Genomic DNA, 14,666 nt, shown 5'->3' on the forward strand with positions numbered 1-14,666 from the left:
GCGATTCGCGCGCAGCGCGAATGGGGGTGTGGAGGCGCAACGGCGGGGCCCATGGTTTGCGAAGCACACTTTGGGAGATATCCGCGCGCAGCCGGATATCGTTCCCCCTCACTCAGGGGGGCTGGGCCACACGGTCACACGCGACCATGCCGTAGGAGCGGCGTGAGCCGCGATCGGATTTCATGGGATCGTCAGGGAATCGCGGCTTACGCCGCTCCTACGAGGCCTGCCGCTCCTACGAAACCCCAACGACGGCGGTCAGCGGCCGGTGCTGGTCTCGATGAAGCGCAGGAACTCGGCGCGGGTGCGGGCGTCCTCGCGGAAACTGCCGAGCATGGTCGAGGTCACCATGCTGACCCCGCGCTTGTGCACGCCGCGGGTGGTCATGCATTCGTGCGCGCCGATCACCACCACGCCGACGCCGCGCGGCTGCAGCACGTCCTGGATCACCTGGGCGATCTGCGCGGTCATCTTCTCCTGCACCTGCAGCCGGCGCGCGTAGGTCTCGACCACGCGGGCGAGCTTGCTGATGCCGACGACCTTGCCGTTGGGCAGGTAGCCGACGTGGGCCTTGCCGATGATCGGCGCCATGTGGTGTTCGCAATGGCTCTCGAACTCGATGTCGCGCAGCACGATCATCTCGTCGTAGCCCTCGACTTCCTCGAAGGTGCGCTTGAGGTAGTCGGCCGGATCCTCGGCGTAGCCGCTGAACCAGTCGCGGTAGGCCTTGACCACGCGCTTGGGCGTGTCGAGCAGGCCTTCGCGGGCCGGGTCGTCGCCGGCCCAGCGCAGCAGGGTACGGACGGCGGCTTCGGCGTCCTCACGGGTTGGCTTGTCGGAATCGGCCATGGCTCGTCGGATGCGTGGGAAGGACCGGCATCCTACTCCAGGCACGGGGCCCACGGTACAGGCCCGACAGGGTCGGCAAACACTTCCGCGACGGACGCCCGCGGCCGCGCCGGTCGCGGGCGGACACAAGAACGGAGCCGCGCGCGGCTCCGCCAATGCGTCGCAGTGTGTTGTCGGCGCACGCATTCGGCGGCGTGCTGCGGCAGAAGCTACGCCGCCGGCGCACCCTGCCGCAACGACAGCGCGCACGTTCGCGCATCGGCATTCAGGCGCGGTTGCGATCCGCCATCGTGGATGCGCGTGTGGATACGGTGGCGCACGCTCATCCGGCTTCGTCGCGACCGGTCGCGCCGACACGCTGGCGACGGCCTTCGCCGGCGCGCGCATCCGCGGCCACGCCGATGCTGCTGTGTCCGGCGATCCGCACCCCGGCCAGCGCCTCGGTGGCGCGCCGCAGCAGCGCATCGGCCTCCTCGCCGCGACGCGACATCGCCAGGCCGATGCTGACCGTCACCGTGATGTCGTGGCCATCGACGTTGAACGGCCGCTGCTGGAACCCGTCGACGACACGATGGGCGAGCAGTTCGGCGTCCTCCAGGCGGCATTCGCTGACCACCGCGAACAGGTCCGACTCCATCCGCGCAACGGTGTCGTCGGGCCGTACCAGCCCGCGGATGCGGGTATAGGCGTGCTGCATCACGGTGTCGCCGACCACGTAGCCGTGGCGCGCGTTGATCTCGGCGAAGTCGTCCAGGTCGACCATCAGCACCGCGTAGCGGCTCGCGCCGAGGTGGCCCATCTGGCTCCAGGCGGCGAGCATCTGCTCGATCGCGGCGCGGTTGAGCGCACCGGTCAGGGTGTCGCGTTCGGCCGACTGCCGCGCCAGCAGCGCGATCCGGTGCCGGTTGGCGGCGTGCTGGCTCAATGCCAGCGCCAGCACGCCCGACTGCAACACCGCGCCCAGCGGCAGCACCCGTTCGATCCAGGGCACGTCGATCAGGCCGAGCTGGTGGCCGGCCATCAACGTCGCCATCGCCAACAGCGGGGTCCAGCCGGCGATGAAATGGCCGGCATAGGAGGCGCCCTTGCGCCAGGCCTGGATCGCGACCGCGACGCTGATCGGCATGAAGCCCAGCAGCAGCATGTGGATCATCACCGGATACCAGCGCACCACGCGATCCTGGCCGACCAGCAGCACCGCCAACAGGCCGAACAGCGCCCACACCATCGCCGACACCAGCCGCGCCGCGCGCGGCATCAGCCGGGCCAGTTCGAGGAAGCGCGCGGTGAAGATCAGCTGCAGGATCACCGCAAGGGTGCCGAACGCCATTCGCGCCAGCAGGTTGTCCGGCGCCATCCACGACAGCGTCAGCATCTCGGCGGCATCGCCGGTCAGCAGCATCGAGTAGATCGCCACGCAGGCCAGGTAGGCCGCATAGCTGAGATAGAGCAGGTCGCGCAGCGCGATCCACAGCCCGAACATGAAGATCGCGACCAGCACCAGGGCGGTGAAGGTGGCGCTGGCCAGGCGCGCGCCGGCGCGTTCGCGCAGGACCAGGCGATCGCCGTCGATCAGCCCCAGCCGCAGCGCCTGTCCGGTATCGCCGGACACGTGCAGGTAGGCGACCGTGGCCGGCGGCCAGCCGTTGGGCAGCGGCAACTGCCAGCCGCGCCGCAGCAGGGTGCTGGGCCCGTCGATGCCCTGTGCGATCACCCGCGGCGCCGAGGCCGGCGGATGGAACACGACCGGTCCCAGGCTCTGAGCGCCGCGCAGCACCAGTACCTGGCGGCCATCGCGCGGCACCGCCGCGTGGGTGGTCAGGCGCAGCCAATAGCCGGAACTGCGGCGCGGCAGCGGCACCTTCAGATACTCGCCGGGCTCGGCCACCGCGCGCATCTGCACCGGTGCCACCGTCGGCGGACTGCTCAGCTCCTGCTCGGTGTAGAGCAGCTCGACTTCCAGCGCCTGCGCCGACGCCAGCGCGGGCAGCGCCGCGCCGACGAGCGCCAGCAGCAGGGCCAGCAGGGTCCGCATCGGTCGCCTCCTCGTGAATGCCACGAGTCTAGCGCCATTGGCGGATACCGCGATGTCGATGGTTCCGTCCGCCGGCGGCGGCGCGAGAGGGAGCGCGCCGCAAGCCGCCGACGGACGGATCGGGAGGCGAGAGGAACCGGCTCAGCGTCCGGCCAGGCTCTCGCGCAGAGGTTGTCGCGACGGCCAGCCGCCGGCCAGCGAGCGGTACACGCCGACCGCGCCGTTGACGCTGCGGGTGCGCACATCGGCCAGCGCGTCCTGCGCCTGCAGGCGGTTGCGCTCGGCGTCGAGCACCTCGAACAGATCGGCGGCGCCGGCCTCGAAGCGGATCCGCGCCAGCTCGGCGGCGCGCGCACTGTCGGCCGCGGCGCGGGTCAGGTGGGCATCCTCGTCGCGGGCGCGGGCGTAGCGCACCAGCGCGTTCTCGGTGTCCTCCAGCGCCCGCAGCACGGTCTGCTGGTAACGCGCCAGTTCGCCCTCGGCATCGGCATCGGCGGCGGCGATGCGCGCCCGCACCCGGCCGATGTCGAGGAACGACCAGTCAACGCCCAGTGCGATCAGGCGGGTCTCGCTGGCACGCTCGAACAGGGCATCGCTGTCGATCGCCTGGCTGCCGATCAGGCCGCCGAGGGTGAAGCGCGGAAACAGGTCGGCGGTGGCGACGCCGATGCGCGCGGTCGCCGCATGCAGGCGTTCCTCGGCGGCGCGGATGTCGGGCCGGCGGCGCAGCAGTTCGCCGGGCGTGCCGGGGTCGAAGCGCGCCGGCAGCGCCGGCAGCGGCCGTACCGACGACAGCTCGCCGAGCAGGGCGTCGGGCGTGCGTCCGGTCAGCACCGCCAGCCGATGCATGGTGACGGCCTCGGCCGCCTCCAGTGCCGGCACCCGTGCCAGGGTGCTCTCCAGCTGGGCGCGGGCGCGGGCGGTGTCGAACTCGGTGCCGCGGCCGGCGTCCAGGCGGGCGTCGACCAGGCGCAGGGTCTCGCGCTGGTTGTCGGCATTCTCGCGCGCGACCTGCAAGCGTGCCTGCAGTCCGCGCAGTTCGACATAGCCGCTGACGACCTCGCCGACGATCGCCACCTGCAACGCTTCCAGGTCGGCGGCCGAGGCGGCGGTGTCGGCGCGCTGCGACTCGACCTCGCGACGCACCCGACCGAACAGGTCCAGCTCCCAGCTGGCGCTGATCCCGGCCTGGTAGGACTCGATGTCGCGATCGCCGCGGGCGACGCCGGGCATCTGGTCGGCGCTGCTGCGCGACTCGCCGCCCTGGGCGTTGGCGGTCACGGTCGGGAAGTGGTCGAACTTCGCGCCGCGCAGCAGGGCATTGGCGCGGTCGTAGCGGGCCAGGGCGATGCGAAGGTCGTGGTTGGCGACCAGCGCCTCGTCGACCAGGCCGTTCAACTGCGGATCGCCGAGCGACTCCCAGAACGCGGCGTTGGCGTCCGGCGTCGGCTTGATGTCGCCGGCGGCGGCCGCGGCCCGCTGGCCGAACTGCGGCGGATGCGGCAGCTCCGGTCTCACGTGGTCGGGACCGACCGCGCAGGCGGCCAGGGCGAGCGTCAACGCGCTCGCGGCCAGCGGGACCGCCGCGCGGCGGAGCGGGTTGCGGATTCGCAGATCAGACATGGGTCGTCTCCAGCGCGGCGTCGCCGCGATCGTCGGCCGGCGTGCGTCCGCGCTCGCGCCGGCTGACCAGCTTGCGCAGGGCGACGTAGAACACCGGGGTCAGGAACAGGCCGAACAGGGTCACACCGAGCATGCCGGCGAACACCGCCACGCCCAGCGCCTGGCGCACCTCGAAGCCGGCGCCGCTGCCCAGCACCAGCGGCACCACCGCCGCGGTGAAGGTGATCGAGGTCATGATGATCGGGCGCAGACGCAGGCGGCAGGCTTCCAGCGCCGCCTCGACGATGCCGCGGCCCTGCATTTCCAGCTCGCGGGCGAACTCGACGATCAGGATCGCGTTCTTGCACGCCAGTCCGATCAGCACCACCAGGCCGACCTGCACGAAGATGTTGTTGTCGCCGCCGGCGAACCATACGCCCAGCAACGCCGACAGCATGCACATCGGCACGATCAGGATCACCGCCAGCGGCAGGGTCCAGCTCTCGTACAGCGCCGCCAGCACCAGGAACACCAGCAGCACCGCCAGCGGGAACACCACCAGCGCGGCATTGCCCTGGGTCGCCTGCTGGTAGCTCAGGTCGGTCCACTCGATCTCCATGCCGTTGGGCAGCACCTGCCCGGCCAGTGCGTCCAGGGTGTCCATGGCCTGCGCCGAGGACAGCACCCGCGGGTCGGACTCGCCGGCCAGGTCGGCGGCGGGATAGCCGTTGTAGCGCAGCACCGGATCGGGGCCGAAGGTCTCGCGGATGTCGACCACCGAACCGATCGGCACCATCTCGCCGTGGTCGTTGCGGGTGCGCAGGTTGGCGATGTCGTCGACGCCGTCGCGGAACGGGGCGTCGGCCTGGGCGATCACCTGCCAGGTGCGGCCGAACTGGTTGAAGTCGTTGACGTAGGCCGAGCCCAGGTAGGTCTGCAGGGTCTCGAACACGCCGGTCAGCGGCACGCCCTGGGCCTTGGCCTTGACCCGGTCGACCGAGGCGTCCAGCTGCGGCACGTTGGCCTGGTAGCTGGTGATCGGGAAGCCCATGCCGGGACTCTGCGAGATCGCGCCCTGGAAACCGTTGACCGCGTTCTGCAGCGCGCCGTAACCCAGGCCGGCACGGTCCTCGATGAACATCTGGTAGCCCGAACCGTTGCCCAGGCCGAGGATCGGCGGCGGCATGAACGAGAACGCGAAGCCTTCCTGCAACGCCCCGATCTTCTGGTTGATCTCGGCATTGATCTCCTCGGCGCTGCGGCTGCGCTCGCTGAACGGCTTCAGCGGCAGGAACACCACGCCGGTGTTGGGCGTGTTGGTGAACTGCAGTGCGTTCAGGCCCGGGAACGCGATGGTGTGGGCGACGCCCTCGGTCTCCATCGCGATCTCGCCGACCTTCTTCAGCATCGCGTCGGTGCGGTCGAGCGAAGCGCCCTCGGGCAGCTTCACGCCGGCCATCAGGTACAGCTTGTCCTGCACCGGAATGAAGCCCGGCGGCACCACCTTGAGCATCATCCCGGTCGCCAGCAGCAGGCCCAGGTAGACCACGAACACCGCGCCGCGCTTGCCCAGCGAACGCGACACCGCGCTCTGGTACTTCTCCGAGCTGGAGCCGAAGAAGCGGTTGAACGGACGGAACACCCAGCCGAACAGACGGTCGATCAGACGGGTGAGCCGGTCCTTGGGCGCGTCGTGCGGCTTGAGCAGCATCGCCGCCAGCGCCGGCGACAGGGTCAGCGAATTGATCGTCGAGATCACCGTGGAGATCGCGATGGTCACCGCGAACTGGCGGTAGAACTGGCCAGTGACGCCGGACAGGAACGCCATCGGGATGAACACCGCGCACAGCACCAGGCCGATCGCGACGATCGGACCGGACACCTCGCGCATCGCCTGGTGCGCGGCCGCCAGCGGGGTCAGTCCTTCCTCGATGTTGCGCTCGACGTTCTCCACCACCACGATCGCATCGTCGACGACGATGCCGATCGCCAGCACCAGGCCGAACAGGGTCAGGGTGTTGATCGAGAAGCCCAGCAGGTACAGCGCGGCGAAGGTGCCGACCACCGACACCGGCACCGCGATCAGCGGAATGATCGACGCGCGCCAGGTCTGCAGGAACAGGGTCACCACCAGCACCACCAGCAGGACCGCTTCCAGCAGGGTCTTGACCACCGACTTGATCGAATCGCGGACGAAGATCGTGGTGTCGTACACCGCTTCGTAGCCCACACCCTCGGGGAAGCGCTGCGACAGCTCTTCCATCGTCGCGATCACGGTCTCCTGGATCTGCAGCGCGTTCGCGCCCGGCGCCTGGAAGATGCCGATGCCGACCGCCTCCTTGCCGTCCAGCTGCGAGCGCAGGGTGTAGTCGCCGGCGCCCAGCTCCAGTCGGGCGACGTCGCGCAGACGCACCACCTCGCCGTCGCTGCCGCTCTTGAGCACGATGTCGCCGAACTCCTGTTCGGTGGTCAGGCGGCCCTGGGCGTTGATCAGGGTCAGGAAATCGCTGCTGGGCATCGGCTCGGCGCCGATCTGGCCGGCGGAGACCTGCACGTTCTGTTCGCGCATCGCCGCCAGCACGTCGCCGGCGGTCAGGCCGCGCGCGGCGATCCGGTCCGGGTCCAGCCATGCGCGCATCGCGTAGTCGCCGCCGCCGAACACCTGGGCGTCGCCGACGCCGGAGATCCGCGCCAGCGCGTCCTTGACGTGCAGCCGCGCGTAGTTGCGCAGGTACAGGGTGTCGTAGCGGCCGTCCTCGGAGGTCAGGTGCACGACCATCAGGAAGGTCGGCGACTGCTTCTGGGTGGTCACGCCCTGCCGGCGCACGTCCTCGGGCAGTCGCGCCAGCGCCTGGCTGACCCGGTTCTGCACGCGCACGGTCGCGTCGTCGGCGTCGGTGCCGGGACGGAAGGTGGCGGTGATCTGCAGCACGCCGTCGGAGCCGGCGACGGACTTGATGTACATCATGTCCTCGACGCCGTTGATGGCTTCCTCCAGCGGCGTCGCCACGGTCTCGGCGATCACCTTGGGATTGGCGCCCGGGTACACGGTGCGCACGACCACCGACGGCGGCACCACTTCGGGGTACTCGCTGATCGGCAGGTTGGGTATCGAGATCAGGCCGACGGCGAAGATCACGATCGACAGCACCGCCGCGAAGATCGGCCTGTCGATGAAGAATTTGGAAAAGTCCATGAGGGTTCCTCGCGGTGCTGGGCCGCAACGGTTCGGGTCCGCGTCGACGACGCGGAACTTCGTGGATTCGTTTGTCCCCTGCCCTGTGGATCCCCTGGGCGGGGGGTGTGGTGGACGCGGGTCTGCCGGCCCTTCCGCACACCGGGGGAGGGAATGCGCGAAAGGGCCGGCGCCGCTATACCGCTGGGGGAATCAGGCGCCGGACGAGTACGGCGTTACTGCATGCCCCCGGCGGGCCCAGCCTGTTCGGTCGTGCCCTGCGCGCTGGCCACCTGCGCACCGTCCGCGGACGACTTTCCGGCGGCCGTCTCTGGCGTTGCGGTCTGGTCTTGCGGCTCCTGGCCCATCTCGACCGTGGTCGGCGCGACCGGCATGCCCGGGAAGAAGATCTTCTGCACCCCGTGCACGACCACCTTGTCGCCGGCCTCCAGTCCGCTGGTGACCTCGCGCAGGTCGCCGACATCGCGGCCCAGCTGCACGTCCTTGCGCACGGCGGTGTTGCCCTCGCCCAGCACGTAGACGTACTTGCGGTCCTGGTCGGTCAGCACCGCCTTCTCGTCGATCAGCATCGCGCTGTGGCTGTCGCGACCCTGCAGCTGCACCCGCGCGAACAGGCCGGGGGTCAGCAGACGGTCGGGGTTGGGCAGCACCGCGCGGGCGCGGATGGTGCCGGTGCCGGTGTCGATGCGGTTGTCGACGAAATCGACCCGGCCTTCGTGCGGGTGGCCGTCCTCGCCGGCCAGGCCGACGCGCACGGCGTTGTCCTCGACCGCGCGCTTGCCGCCGGCCTGGGCGCTGTAGCGCTGCCAGGTCTGCTCGTCGGCCTCGAAGTAGACGTGGACCGGATCCAGCGAGACCAGGGTGGTCAGCACGGTGGCGTCGGCCTGGGCGAGGTTGCCGGCGGTGACCAGGGCGCGGCCGGCGCGGCCGGCGATCGGTGCGCGGACCTCGGTGAACTGCAGGTCCAGGCGCGCGTTGGCGACCGCGGCCTCGGCGGCGCGCACCGCGGCCTCGGCCTGCGAGCGGCCGGCGCGGCGGGACTCGAACTCCTCGCGCGAGATCGCCTTGGCCTCGACCAGCGACTGCGCGCGCCTGTCCTGGGTGCGCGCCAGCTGGGCCTCGCTGCGCGCGCGCGCCAGTTCGGCCTGGGCGCGTTCGAGTTCGGCGCGGTAGCGGCGCTGGTCGATCACGAACAGCAGATCGCCCTTGGCGACCTCCTGGCCTTCGTCGAAGGCGACGCGCTCGACGTAGCCGCTGACCCGCGGGCGCAGTTCGACGCTCTCGATGGCGCTGACCCGGCCGGTGAATTCGTCCCAGGGCCGCACGTCCTGGTTCAGGACCTGGGCGACGCTGACCTCGGCCGGCGGCATCGCATCGGGGGTGGAGGCCTGGCTGCCGCAGCCGGCGACGACCAGGGAGATCGCCGCGCTCAGGGCCAGCACCAGGGCCAGCGACGGCAGACCGCTCCGCAGGCCGGCACCGGAACGCGCCATGCGCCGGGACGGCGTGGAAATCGGGGTGACGTGGGGATTCATGAAGGGCGTTCCTTGTCTTGAAGCGGGGAGGAGGATGCGGAAGGTGTCGGAGCGCCGGCGCCCTGACCGTCGACGCCACGCGACAACGGCCGGGGCGCCAGCAGGTTCATCAACAGCGTGCGCGCGGACTGCTGACAGCCTTCTGGCAGCAGCTCCGGCACGGATGCGGTGCCGGTGGCGTCGCGCTCCTGGGGAAGCGACGATCCGGCCGCCGCGGTTTCGACAGCCGGGTCCGACGGCGACTTGCGGTCGCCGTCGTAGCGGACGATCGCCGAGGGAATCCGCGGCTGGCCCTCGCGATCGACCAGGGCCAGCGCCTGTTGGCCGACCGCCAGCGCGCTGGGCCACTGCGGGCAGCAGCTCTGCTTGCGCCGCGCGGCGGTGTTGACCGGGCTGTCGACGGTCAGCAGCTGCACACGCACGCCCTGGGCCCGGGCCTCGTCGTGCAGCACCCGGGTCAGCATGCGCAGGGCCGCGGCGGCGATCGAACGATGGCCGTAGCCGGCCCAGGGATGCTCGCCGCCGGGGCCGCCGATCAGCACATAGGTGCTGTTGCGGCCGCGCTCGGCCAGCAATGGCAGCAGGTAGCGGGCCGCGGCCAGGTGCGGCAGCAGATCCTCGTCCAGCCGTCGACGAAGTTGTTCGGCCGGCTGGCCGAGCAGGCGCCCGGCCTGGGAGTGCCCGCAGACGCAGGCGATCACCCCGGCCAGCGGGCGGTCGAGCCGACGCAGGCGTTCGGCCAGCTGCTCGCCGCCGGCGTCGTCGGCGACCGAGCCCGGCAGCAGCGTCAGCAGCGACTTCGGCGCCAGCGGCCGCAGGCTTTCGAGCGCGTCGGCGTCGCGGGCAACCGCGATCACCGGGCGACCGCGGTCCAGCGCGGCGCGGACCACGCCGCGGCCGATGCCGCCGCTGGCGCCGAGCACGACCACCGGCAGCGACGAGGGCGGTGACGGGAGCACCATCCCGTTCATGGGATTTTCACTCCCGTCAGTGGGACATTATCCCGCTGGCGGGCCAAGTCGACCAGGGCCGCCAGGGCCGGCAGCAGCAGCAGCGCGATCGGCAGCAGCAGCACGAAGGCCAGGGTCCACAGCACCATCCAGGCCTCGCCGGGACCGTCCGACAGCCCTTCCCCAAGCACGATGAATGCCGGCCAGGCCAGTACGGACATGGCAATCAGCATCAGCGGCAGGTACACGCGGCGGAGGGTACGGGGGGCCAACATGGCGGCGGGGCTCGGAGGGAATGGTGGCCAGACTACGCCGATGACCGGCACTTGATTAGCCGGCAAATGAGGGAATAATTGTTCCGTAACCGGTCCAATCCCTCCCCTCTCCACCTGGAACCCCCTCATGGCCCGCGACCTCAACGACACCCTGATCTTCGTCAAGGTGGTGGAAGCCGGCAGCTTCATCGCCGCCGCCCGCACCCTGCGCCTGCCCAAGACCACCGTCAGCCGCAAGGTGCAGGAGCTGGAAACCCGCCTCGGCGCGCAGCTGCTGCACCGGACCACCCGCAAGCTCGGCCTGACCGAGGCCGGCAACGTCTACTTCGAGCACTGCCAGCGGATCGCCCGCGAGCTGGACGAGGCCGAGAGCGCGGTCGGCCAGCTGCAGGCCGGCCCGCGCGGCTGGCTGCGGGTGACCGTGCCCTACTCGATGGGCATCGACCGGATCGCGCCCTTGCTGGGCGAGTTCCACGCCCGCCATCCGGAAGTCCGGATCGAGATGCTGCTCAGCAACGACACCCTCGACCTGGTCGGCCGGGAGATCGATGTCGCCCTGCGCATCGGCACCCTGCCCGACTCCAACCTGGTCGCGCGCCGGCTGGCGGTGCTGCGCAGCCAGGTCTATGCCAGCCCGCACTACATCGAGCGTCACGGCGAACCGCTGCACCCCGGCGACCTGCAGCACCATCGCACCCTCGCCTTCCCGAAGTCGCGGCGCAGCGGCGGTCAGTACGCCTGGGCGCTGGACGACGGCAACGGGCTGCAGGACTTCACCGTCGATCCGATCATGGTCGCCAACGACCCGGCCGCGCTGCGCGGTGCGCTGTTGTGCGGCGAGGCAATGATGATGGCCGCCGACGTGATGGTCCGCACCCACGTCGAGCAGGGCTATCTCAAGCGCGTGCTGGCCGGCTGGACCGGTCCGGAATACGACTTCAACGCGGTGTTCCCGCGCGGTCACGTGCAGTCGCCGAAGGTGCGCGCCTTCGTCGATTTCCTGGTCGAGCGGGTCAATCTCGACGTCGACTACATGCAGCACATGTGTCCGGACATGCGCCGCAGCTGCCAGCTCGGCAAGGAGGCGCAGGCCGCGGCGGTCAAGGCCGAGCTGGCCAAGGTCACGGCGGGCAAGCCGACTGGCACCAGCGAAGACGAGGCCGAGGACGAGGCCACGACGGTCTGATCGCCCGATTCCCCGTCGCCGCCGCACGCGGCGGCCTTGCACAAAAGCGGACGGCGGACCCTCTCGGGTCCGCCGTCGCGTCATCCAGCGCCGGAAACGGCCGGGTCAGGGCTTGACCGGCGCCTCGGCGTACTTCTTGGTCATCCACCACTGCTGCAGCAGGCCCAGGGTGCCGTTGGTGACCCAGTACAGGACCAGGCCGGCCGGGAAGAAGGCGAACATCACGCCGAACACCAGCGGCATGAACTGCATCATCTTCTGCTGCATCGGGTCCATGCCGCTCATCGGGGTCAGCTTCTGGGTCGCCCACATCACCGCCATGTTGATCACCGGCAGGACGAAGAACGGATCGCGCGCGGTCAGGTCCTGGATCCACAGCATCCACGGCGCGTGGCGCAGCTCGACCGACTCCAGCAGCACCCAGTACAGCGCCAGGAACACCGGCATCTGCACCAGCATCGGCAGACAGCCGCCGACCGGGTTGATCTTCTCCTTCTTGTACAGCTCCATCATCGCCTGCTGGAACTTCTGGCGGTCGTCGCCGTAGCGCTCCTTCAGCGCGGCGATGCGCGGCTGGAACTTGCGCATCTTCGCCATCGACTTGTACTGCGCCTTCGACAGCGGGTACATGACCGCCTTGATGATCACCACCAGGCCGATGATCGACCAGCCCCAGTTGCCGAGCAGATTGTGGATCTTCTCCAGCAGCCAGAACAGCGCGTTGGCCAGGGCGGCGAAGACGTCGAAGCGGCTGTAGTCGACCGCGCGGTCCAGGCCCTTCACGTCCTGCGCCTTGATGCCCTCGACCAGCTTGGGGCCGACCCACAGGCGCGCGTCGGTGGCGGCGGTGCCGCCGGCGGCGACGTTGAACGAAGGCCCGCGCGATTCGATCCCGTAACGGCCGTTGCCTTGTTCGAGCACGAACAGCGAGGCCTGGTCCTGCTGCGGGATCCAGGCGGCGAAGAAGTGGTGCTGCAGCATCGCCACCCAGCCGCCGGTGACGGTGCGATTGAGCGGACCGTCGTCGACGAAGTCGTCGTACTTGCGACGGTTGTAGCCGTCGGCCTCGTCGTACCAGACCGCGCCCTGGAAGCTGTAGCTCTCCGCGCTCATCGGTCCGGTCTTGTGGACCACCGCCGGCACCCGGTCGAGCTCGCGGTAGATGTAGCCCTGCCACGGCTGGCTGCCGTTGTTGATCACCTCGTCGCGCACGCCGATCGCGTAGTCGCCGCGCTTGAACACATAGCTGCGGCGGATGGTCACGCCGTTGGCGCCGGTCCACAGATAGGGCACGACGACCTGGTCCTGGCCCTCGCCGAGGGTGAAGTCGCGGACCGCGCCCTCGAGCCGGAAGCCGCCGTCGTGACCGGGCGCGCCCTGGGCGCTGCTCCAGCCGCTGCGGGCGACGAAGTACTGGACCGGGTCCTGGGTGAACAGCCGCACCGGCGGGCTGTCGTCCTCGGCGGTCTGGCCGTAGCCGATCAGGTCGACCTGGCGCAGTTCGCCGCCGCTGAGCTGGATCCGGAACAGGTCGGTGGTGACGCTGACCGCCGGGTCGGTACCGGTCGCGCTGGCCGCCACGGCCGGGTTGGCCGGCGCCTGGCTGGTCGCGCTGGGAATGCCGTCGGCCGATGCCGGACCGGTGTTGCCGGGCACCGCCGGATCGGCGGCCGGCACCGCCGTCGCCGCCGCGGGTGTCGCGGGCGTCTGCTCCTTGTTCCACTCCATCCACAACAAGGTCGCCGTCATCAGCCAGGCGAGGATCAGGAAGACGCGGGTTTGGTTCATGCGATCGGACTCACAGGAAACTTGGCAATGGGAGACGGGCAACCGGAAGGCGGCGCTGGCAGCGGCCGCCGGCAATCGGGCCCGGCGATGGAGCGGGAAGCGTCATGCGGCCAACCCCACAGGTATTGGGTCCGGATCGGCGCAGGCAAGCTCACCCGGGCATGCTCACCGGCCAGGATGACCGGAAGTGCTGCCGGGAGGAGATGAGGGTGCTTCGCCGGACGGCTTGGCGCGCATTGTGCCGGCCGCCTGCGGGCGGGGCAACGCACCGGCGCGCTGCAGCAGCTGTTCGAAGGCCTGGCGCAGGGCCTCGGCGGGCAGGCGCGCGGCGCCAACGCGGGCGACCAGGACGTAGTCGCCGGCGGGCAGCCGTTCGCGGTGCGATCGGAAGGTTTCGCGCAACGCGCGCTTGATGCGGTTGCGTCCGACCGCACGCGGGTCGACCTTGCGCGAGACCGCCAGGCCCAGGCGCGGCTCGCCCGGATCGTCCGGCAGCGCCGGCCCGACGGCATCGTCGAGGCGATAATGCAGGGCAAGCACGGGCAGCGCCACGCGCCGGCCGTGCTTGAAGGTGCGATCGAAGTCTTTACGCGCGCGAACCCGCGCGGTGCGCGGGAAGCGGTAGGACGTCATTGCAAGCCGCGGCGTACCGGACGGGCGCTGATCCGAGCAGCGGATCCCGGCCCGGCAACCACGTCCCGACTCAGGCGCAGAGGCGCTTGCGGCCCTTGGCGCGGCGGCGGGCGAGAATCTTGCGGCCGTCGGCGGTCGCCATGCGCGCACGGAAACCGTGGTCGCGCTTGCGCTTGAGGTTGCTGGGCTGGAAAGTGCGCTTGGTGGCCATGGGTCGGCTCTGCGAATGCGGGAAATAGAGAACCGCGAAGTCTAGCCGGGGTCCCGGGCCAGGTCAAGGTAAGACCCGGACGCGCCACCCGGGCGCCACCGCGGGGGCCGCGCCTAAGCGACGCCGGTAGCGCCCGGCGCCGGCGCTCGCCACAGCTCCGCCGGACGCATCCGTCGACAAGCACCCGCCTGGGAACACCCGCTCCGGAACCGGTTTGCGGCCATGCCTTCGCCACCGCGCCCTACGTCCCGCGCCCGTCGGCGATTGCCGTCCGGGACGCGCTTCCCGCGTCCGCCGGCCACCCGCCACGTGATAGTCTGGCCGACCCCCACCGCCCCGTGCGCGCGACGCCGCAGGCTTCGCGTGCCGGTGCTTTTCGCAACAACGGAACACACCCATCGACGCT

General features: G+C 70.4%; 10 protein-coding genes and 1 pseudogene. 1 reads left to right on the plus strand and 10 read right to left on the minus strand.

Annotated features, from left to right (window positions below; translation table 11 throughout):
• Positions 1–258 precede the first annotated feature (258 nt).
• The 7 genes and pseudogenes from folE to C9I47_RS17310 form a co-directional block, all read right to left on the minus strand.
• On the minus strand, positions 259–849 hold the full coding sequence (folE, locus tag C9I47_RS17280; protein WP_111267854.1) for a GTP cyclohydrolase I FolE: 591 nt from the start codon (positions 847–849) through the stop codon (positions 259–261).
• A 322-nt stretch (positions 850–1,171) separates the two neighbouring features.
• Positions 1,172–2,884, minus strand: a complete 1,713-nt coding sequence (locus C9I47_RS17285) for a sensor domain-containing diguanylate cyclase (protein ID WP_111267855.1) — start codon at positions 2,882–2,884, stop codon at positions 1,172–1,174.
• A gap of 141 nt (positions 2,885–3,025) precedes the next feature.
• Positions 3,026–4,507, minus strand: a complete 1,482-nt coding sequence (locus C9I47_RS17290; RefSeq protein WP_111267856.1) for an efflux transporter outer membrane subunit — start codon at positions 4,505–4,507, stop codon at positions 3,026–3,028.
• Positions 4,500–7,682, minus strand: coding sequence for an efflux RND transporter permease subunit (locus tag C9I47_RS17295; RefSeq protein WP_111267857.1), 3,183 nt, complete (start codon positions 7,680–7,682; stop codon positions 4,500–4,502). The genes C9I47_RS17290 and C9I47_RS17295 overlap by 8 nt, the downstream gene beginning before the upstream one ends.
• A 344-nt stretch (positions 7,683–8,026) precedes the next feature.
• Positions 8,027–9,175 (minus strand): annotated as a pseudogene (locus C9I47_RS17300) (efflux RND transporter periplasmic adaptor subunit); the annotation flags it as partial.
• Between the two features lie 38 nt (positions 9,176–9,213).
• Positions 9,214–10,188, minus strand: coding sequence for an SDR family NAD(P)-dependent oxidoreductase (locus C9I47_RS17305; protein ID WP_111267859.1), 975 nt, complete (start codon positions 10,186–10,188; stop codon positions 9,214–9,216).
• Complete coding sequence (locus tag C9I47_RS17310) at positions 10,185–10,415, minus strand: hypothetical protein (RefSeq protein ID WP_145985561.1); 231 nt, start codon at positions 10,413–10,415, stop codon at positions 10,185–10,187. Before C9I47_RS17310 ends, C9I47_RS17305 begins: the two co-directional genes overlap by 4 nt.
• Positions 10,416–10,569: 154 nt before the next feature.
• On the opposite strand from C9I47_RS17310, the gene C9I47_RS17315 reads away from it, so the two are divergent.
• Positions 10,570–11,628, plus strand: a complete 1,059-nt coding sequence (locus C9I47_RS17315) for a LysR family transcriptional regulator (RefSeq protein WP_111267861.1) — start codon at positions 10,570–10,572, stop codon at positions 11,626–11,628.
• Positions 11,629–11,733: 105 nt separating this feature from the next.
• Here the strand turns inward: C9I47_RS17315 and yidC are convergent, their stop codons facing one another.
• The 3 genes from yidC to rpmH form a co-directional block, all read right to left on the minus strand.
• Positions 11,734–13,416 (minus strand): membrane protein insertase YidC, encoded by a 1,683-nt coding sequence (yidC, locus tag C9I47_RS17320; RefSeq protein ID WP_111267862.1) that lies wholly within the window; start codon positions 13,414–13,416, stop codon positions 11,734–11,736.
• A 165-nt stretch (positions 13,417–13,581) separates the two neighbouring features.
• Positions 13,582–14,049: a ribonuclease P protein component gene (gene rnpA, locus C9I47_RS17325; protein WP_111267863.1), complete on the minus strand. Its 468-nt coding sequence runs from the start codon at positions 14,047–14,049 to the stop codon at positions 13,582–13,584.
• Between the two features lie 70 nt (positions 14,050–14,119).
• Positions 14,120–14,260: a 50S ribosomal protein L34 gene (gene rpmH / locus C9I47_RS17330; RefSeq protein ID WP_111267864.1), complete on the minus strand. Its 141-nt coding sequence runs from the start codon at positions 14,258–14,260 to the stop codon at positions 14,120–14,122.
• Positions 14,261–14,666: the final 406 nt, after the last annotated feature.

This window comes from Marilutibacter maris, from assembly GCF_003233695.1.
Lineage (GTDB): Bacteria > Pseudomonadota > Gammaproteobacteria > Xanthomonadales > Xanthomonadaceae > Marilutibacter > Marilutibacter maris.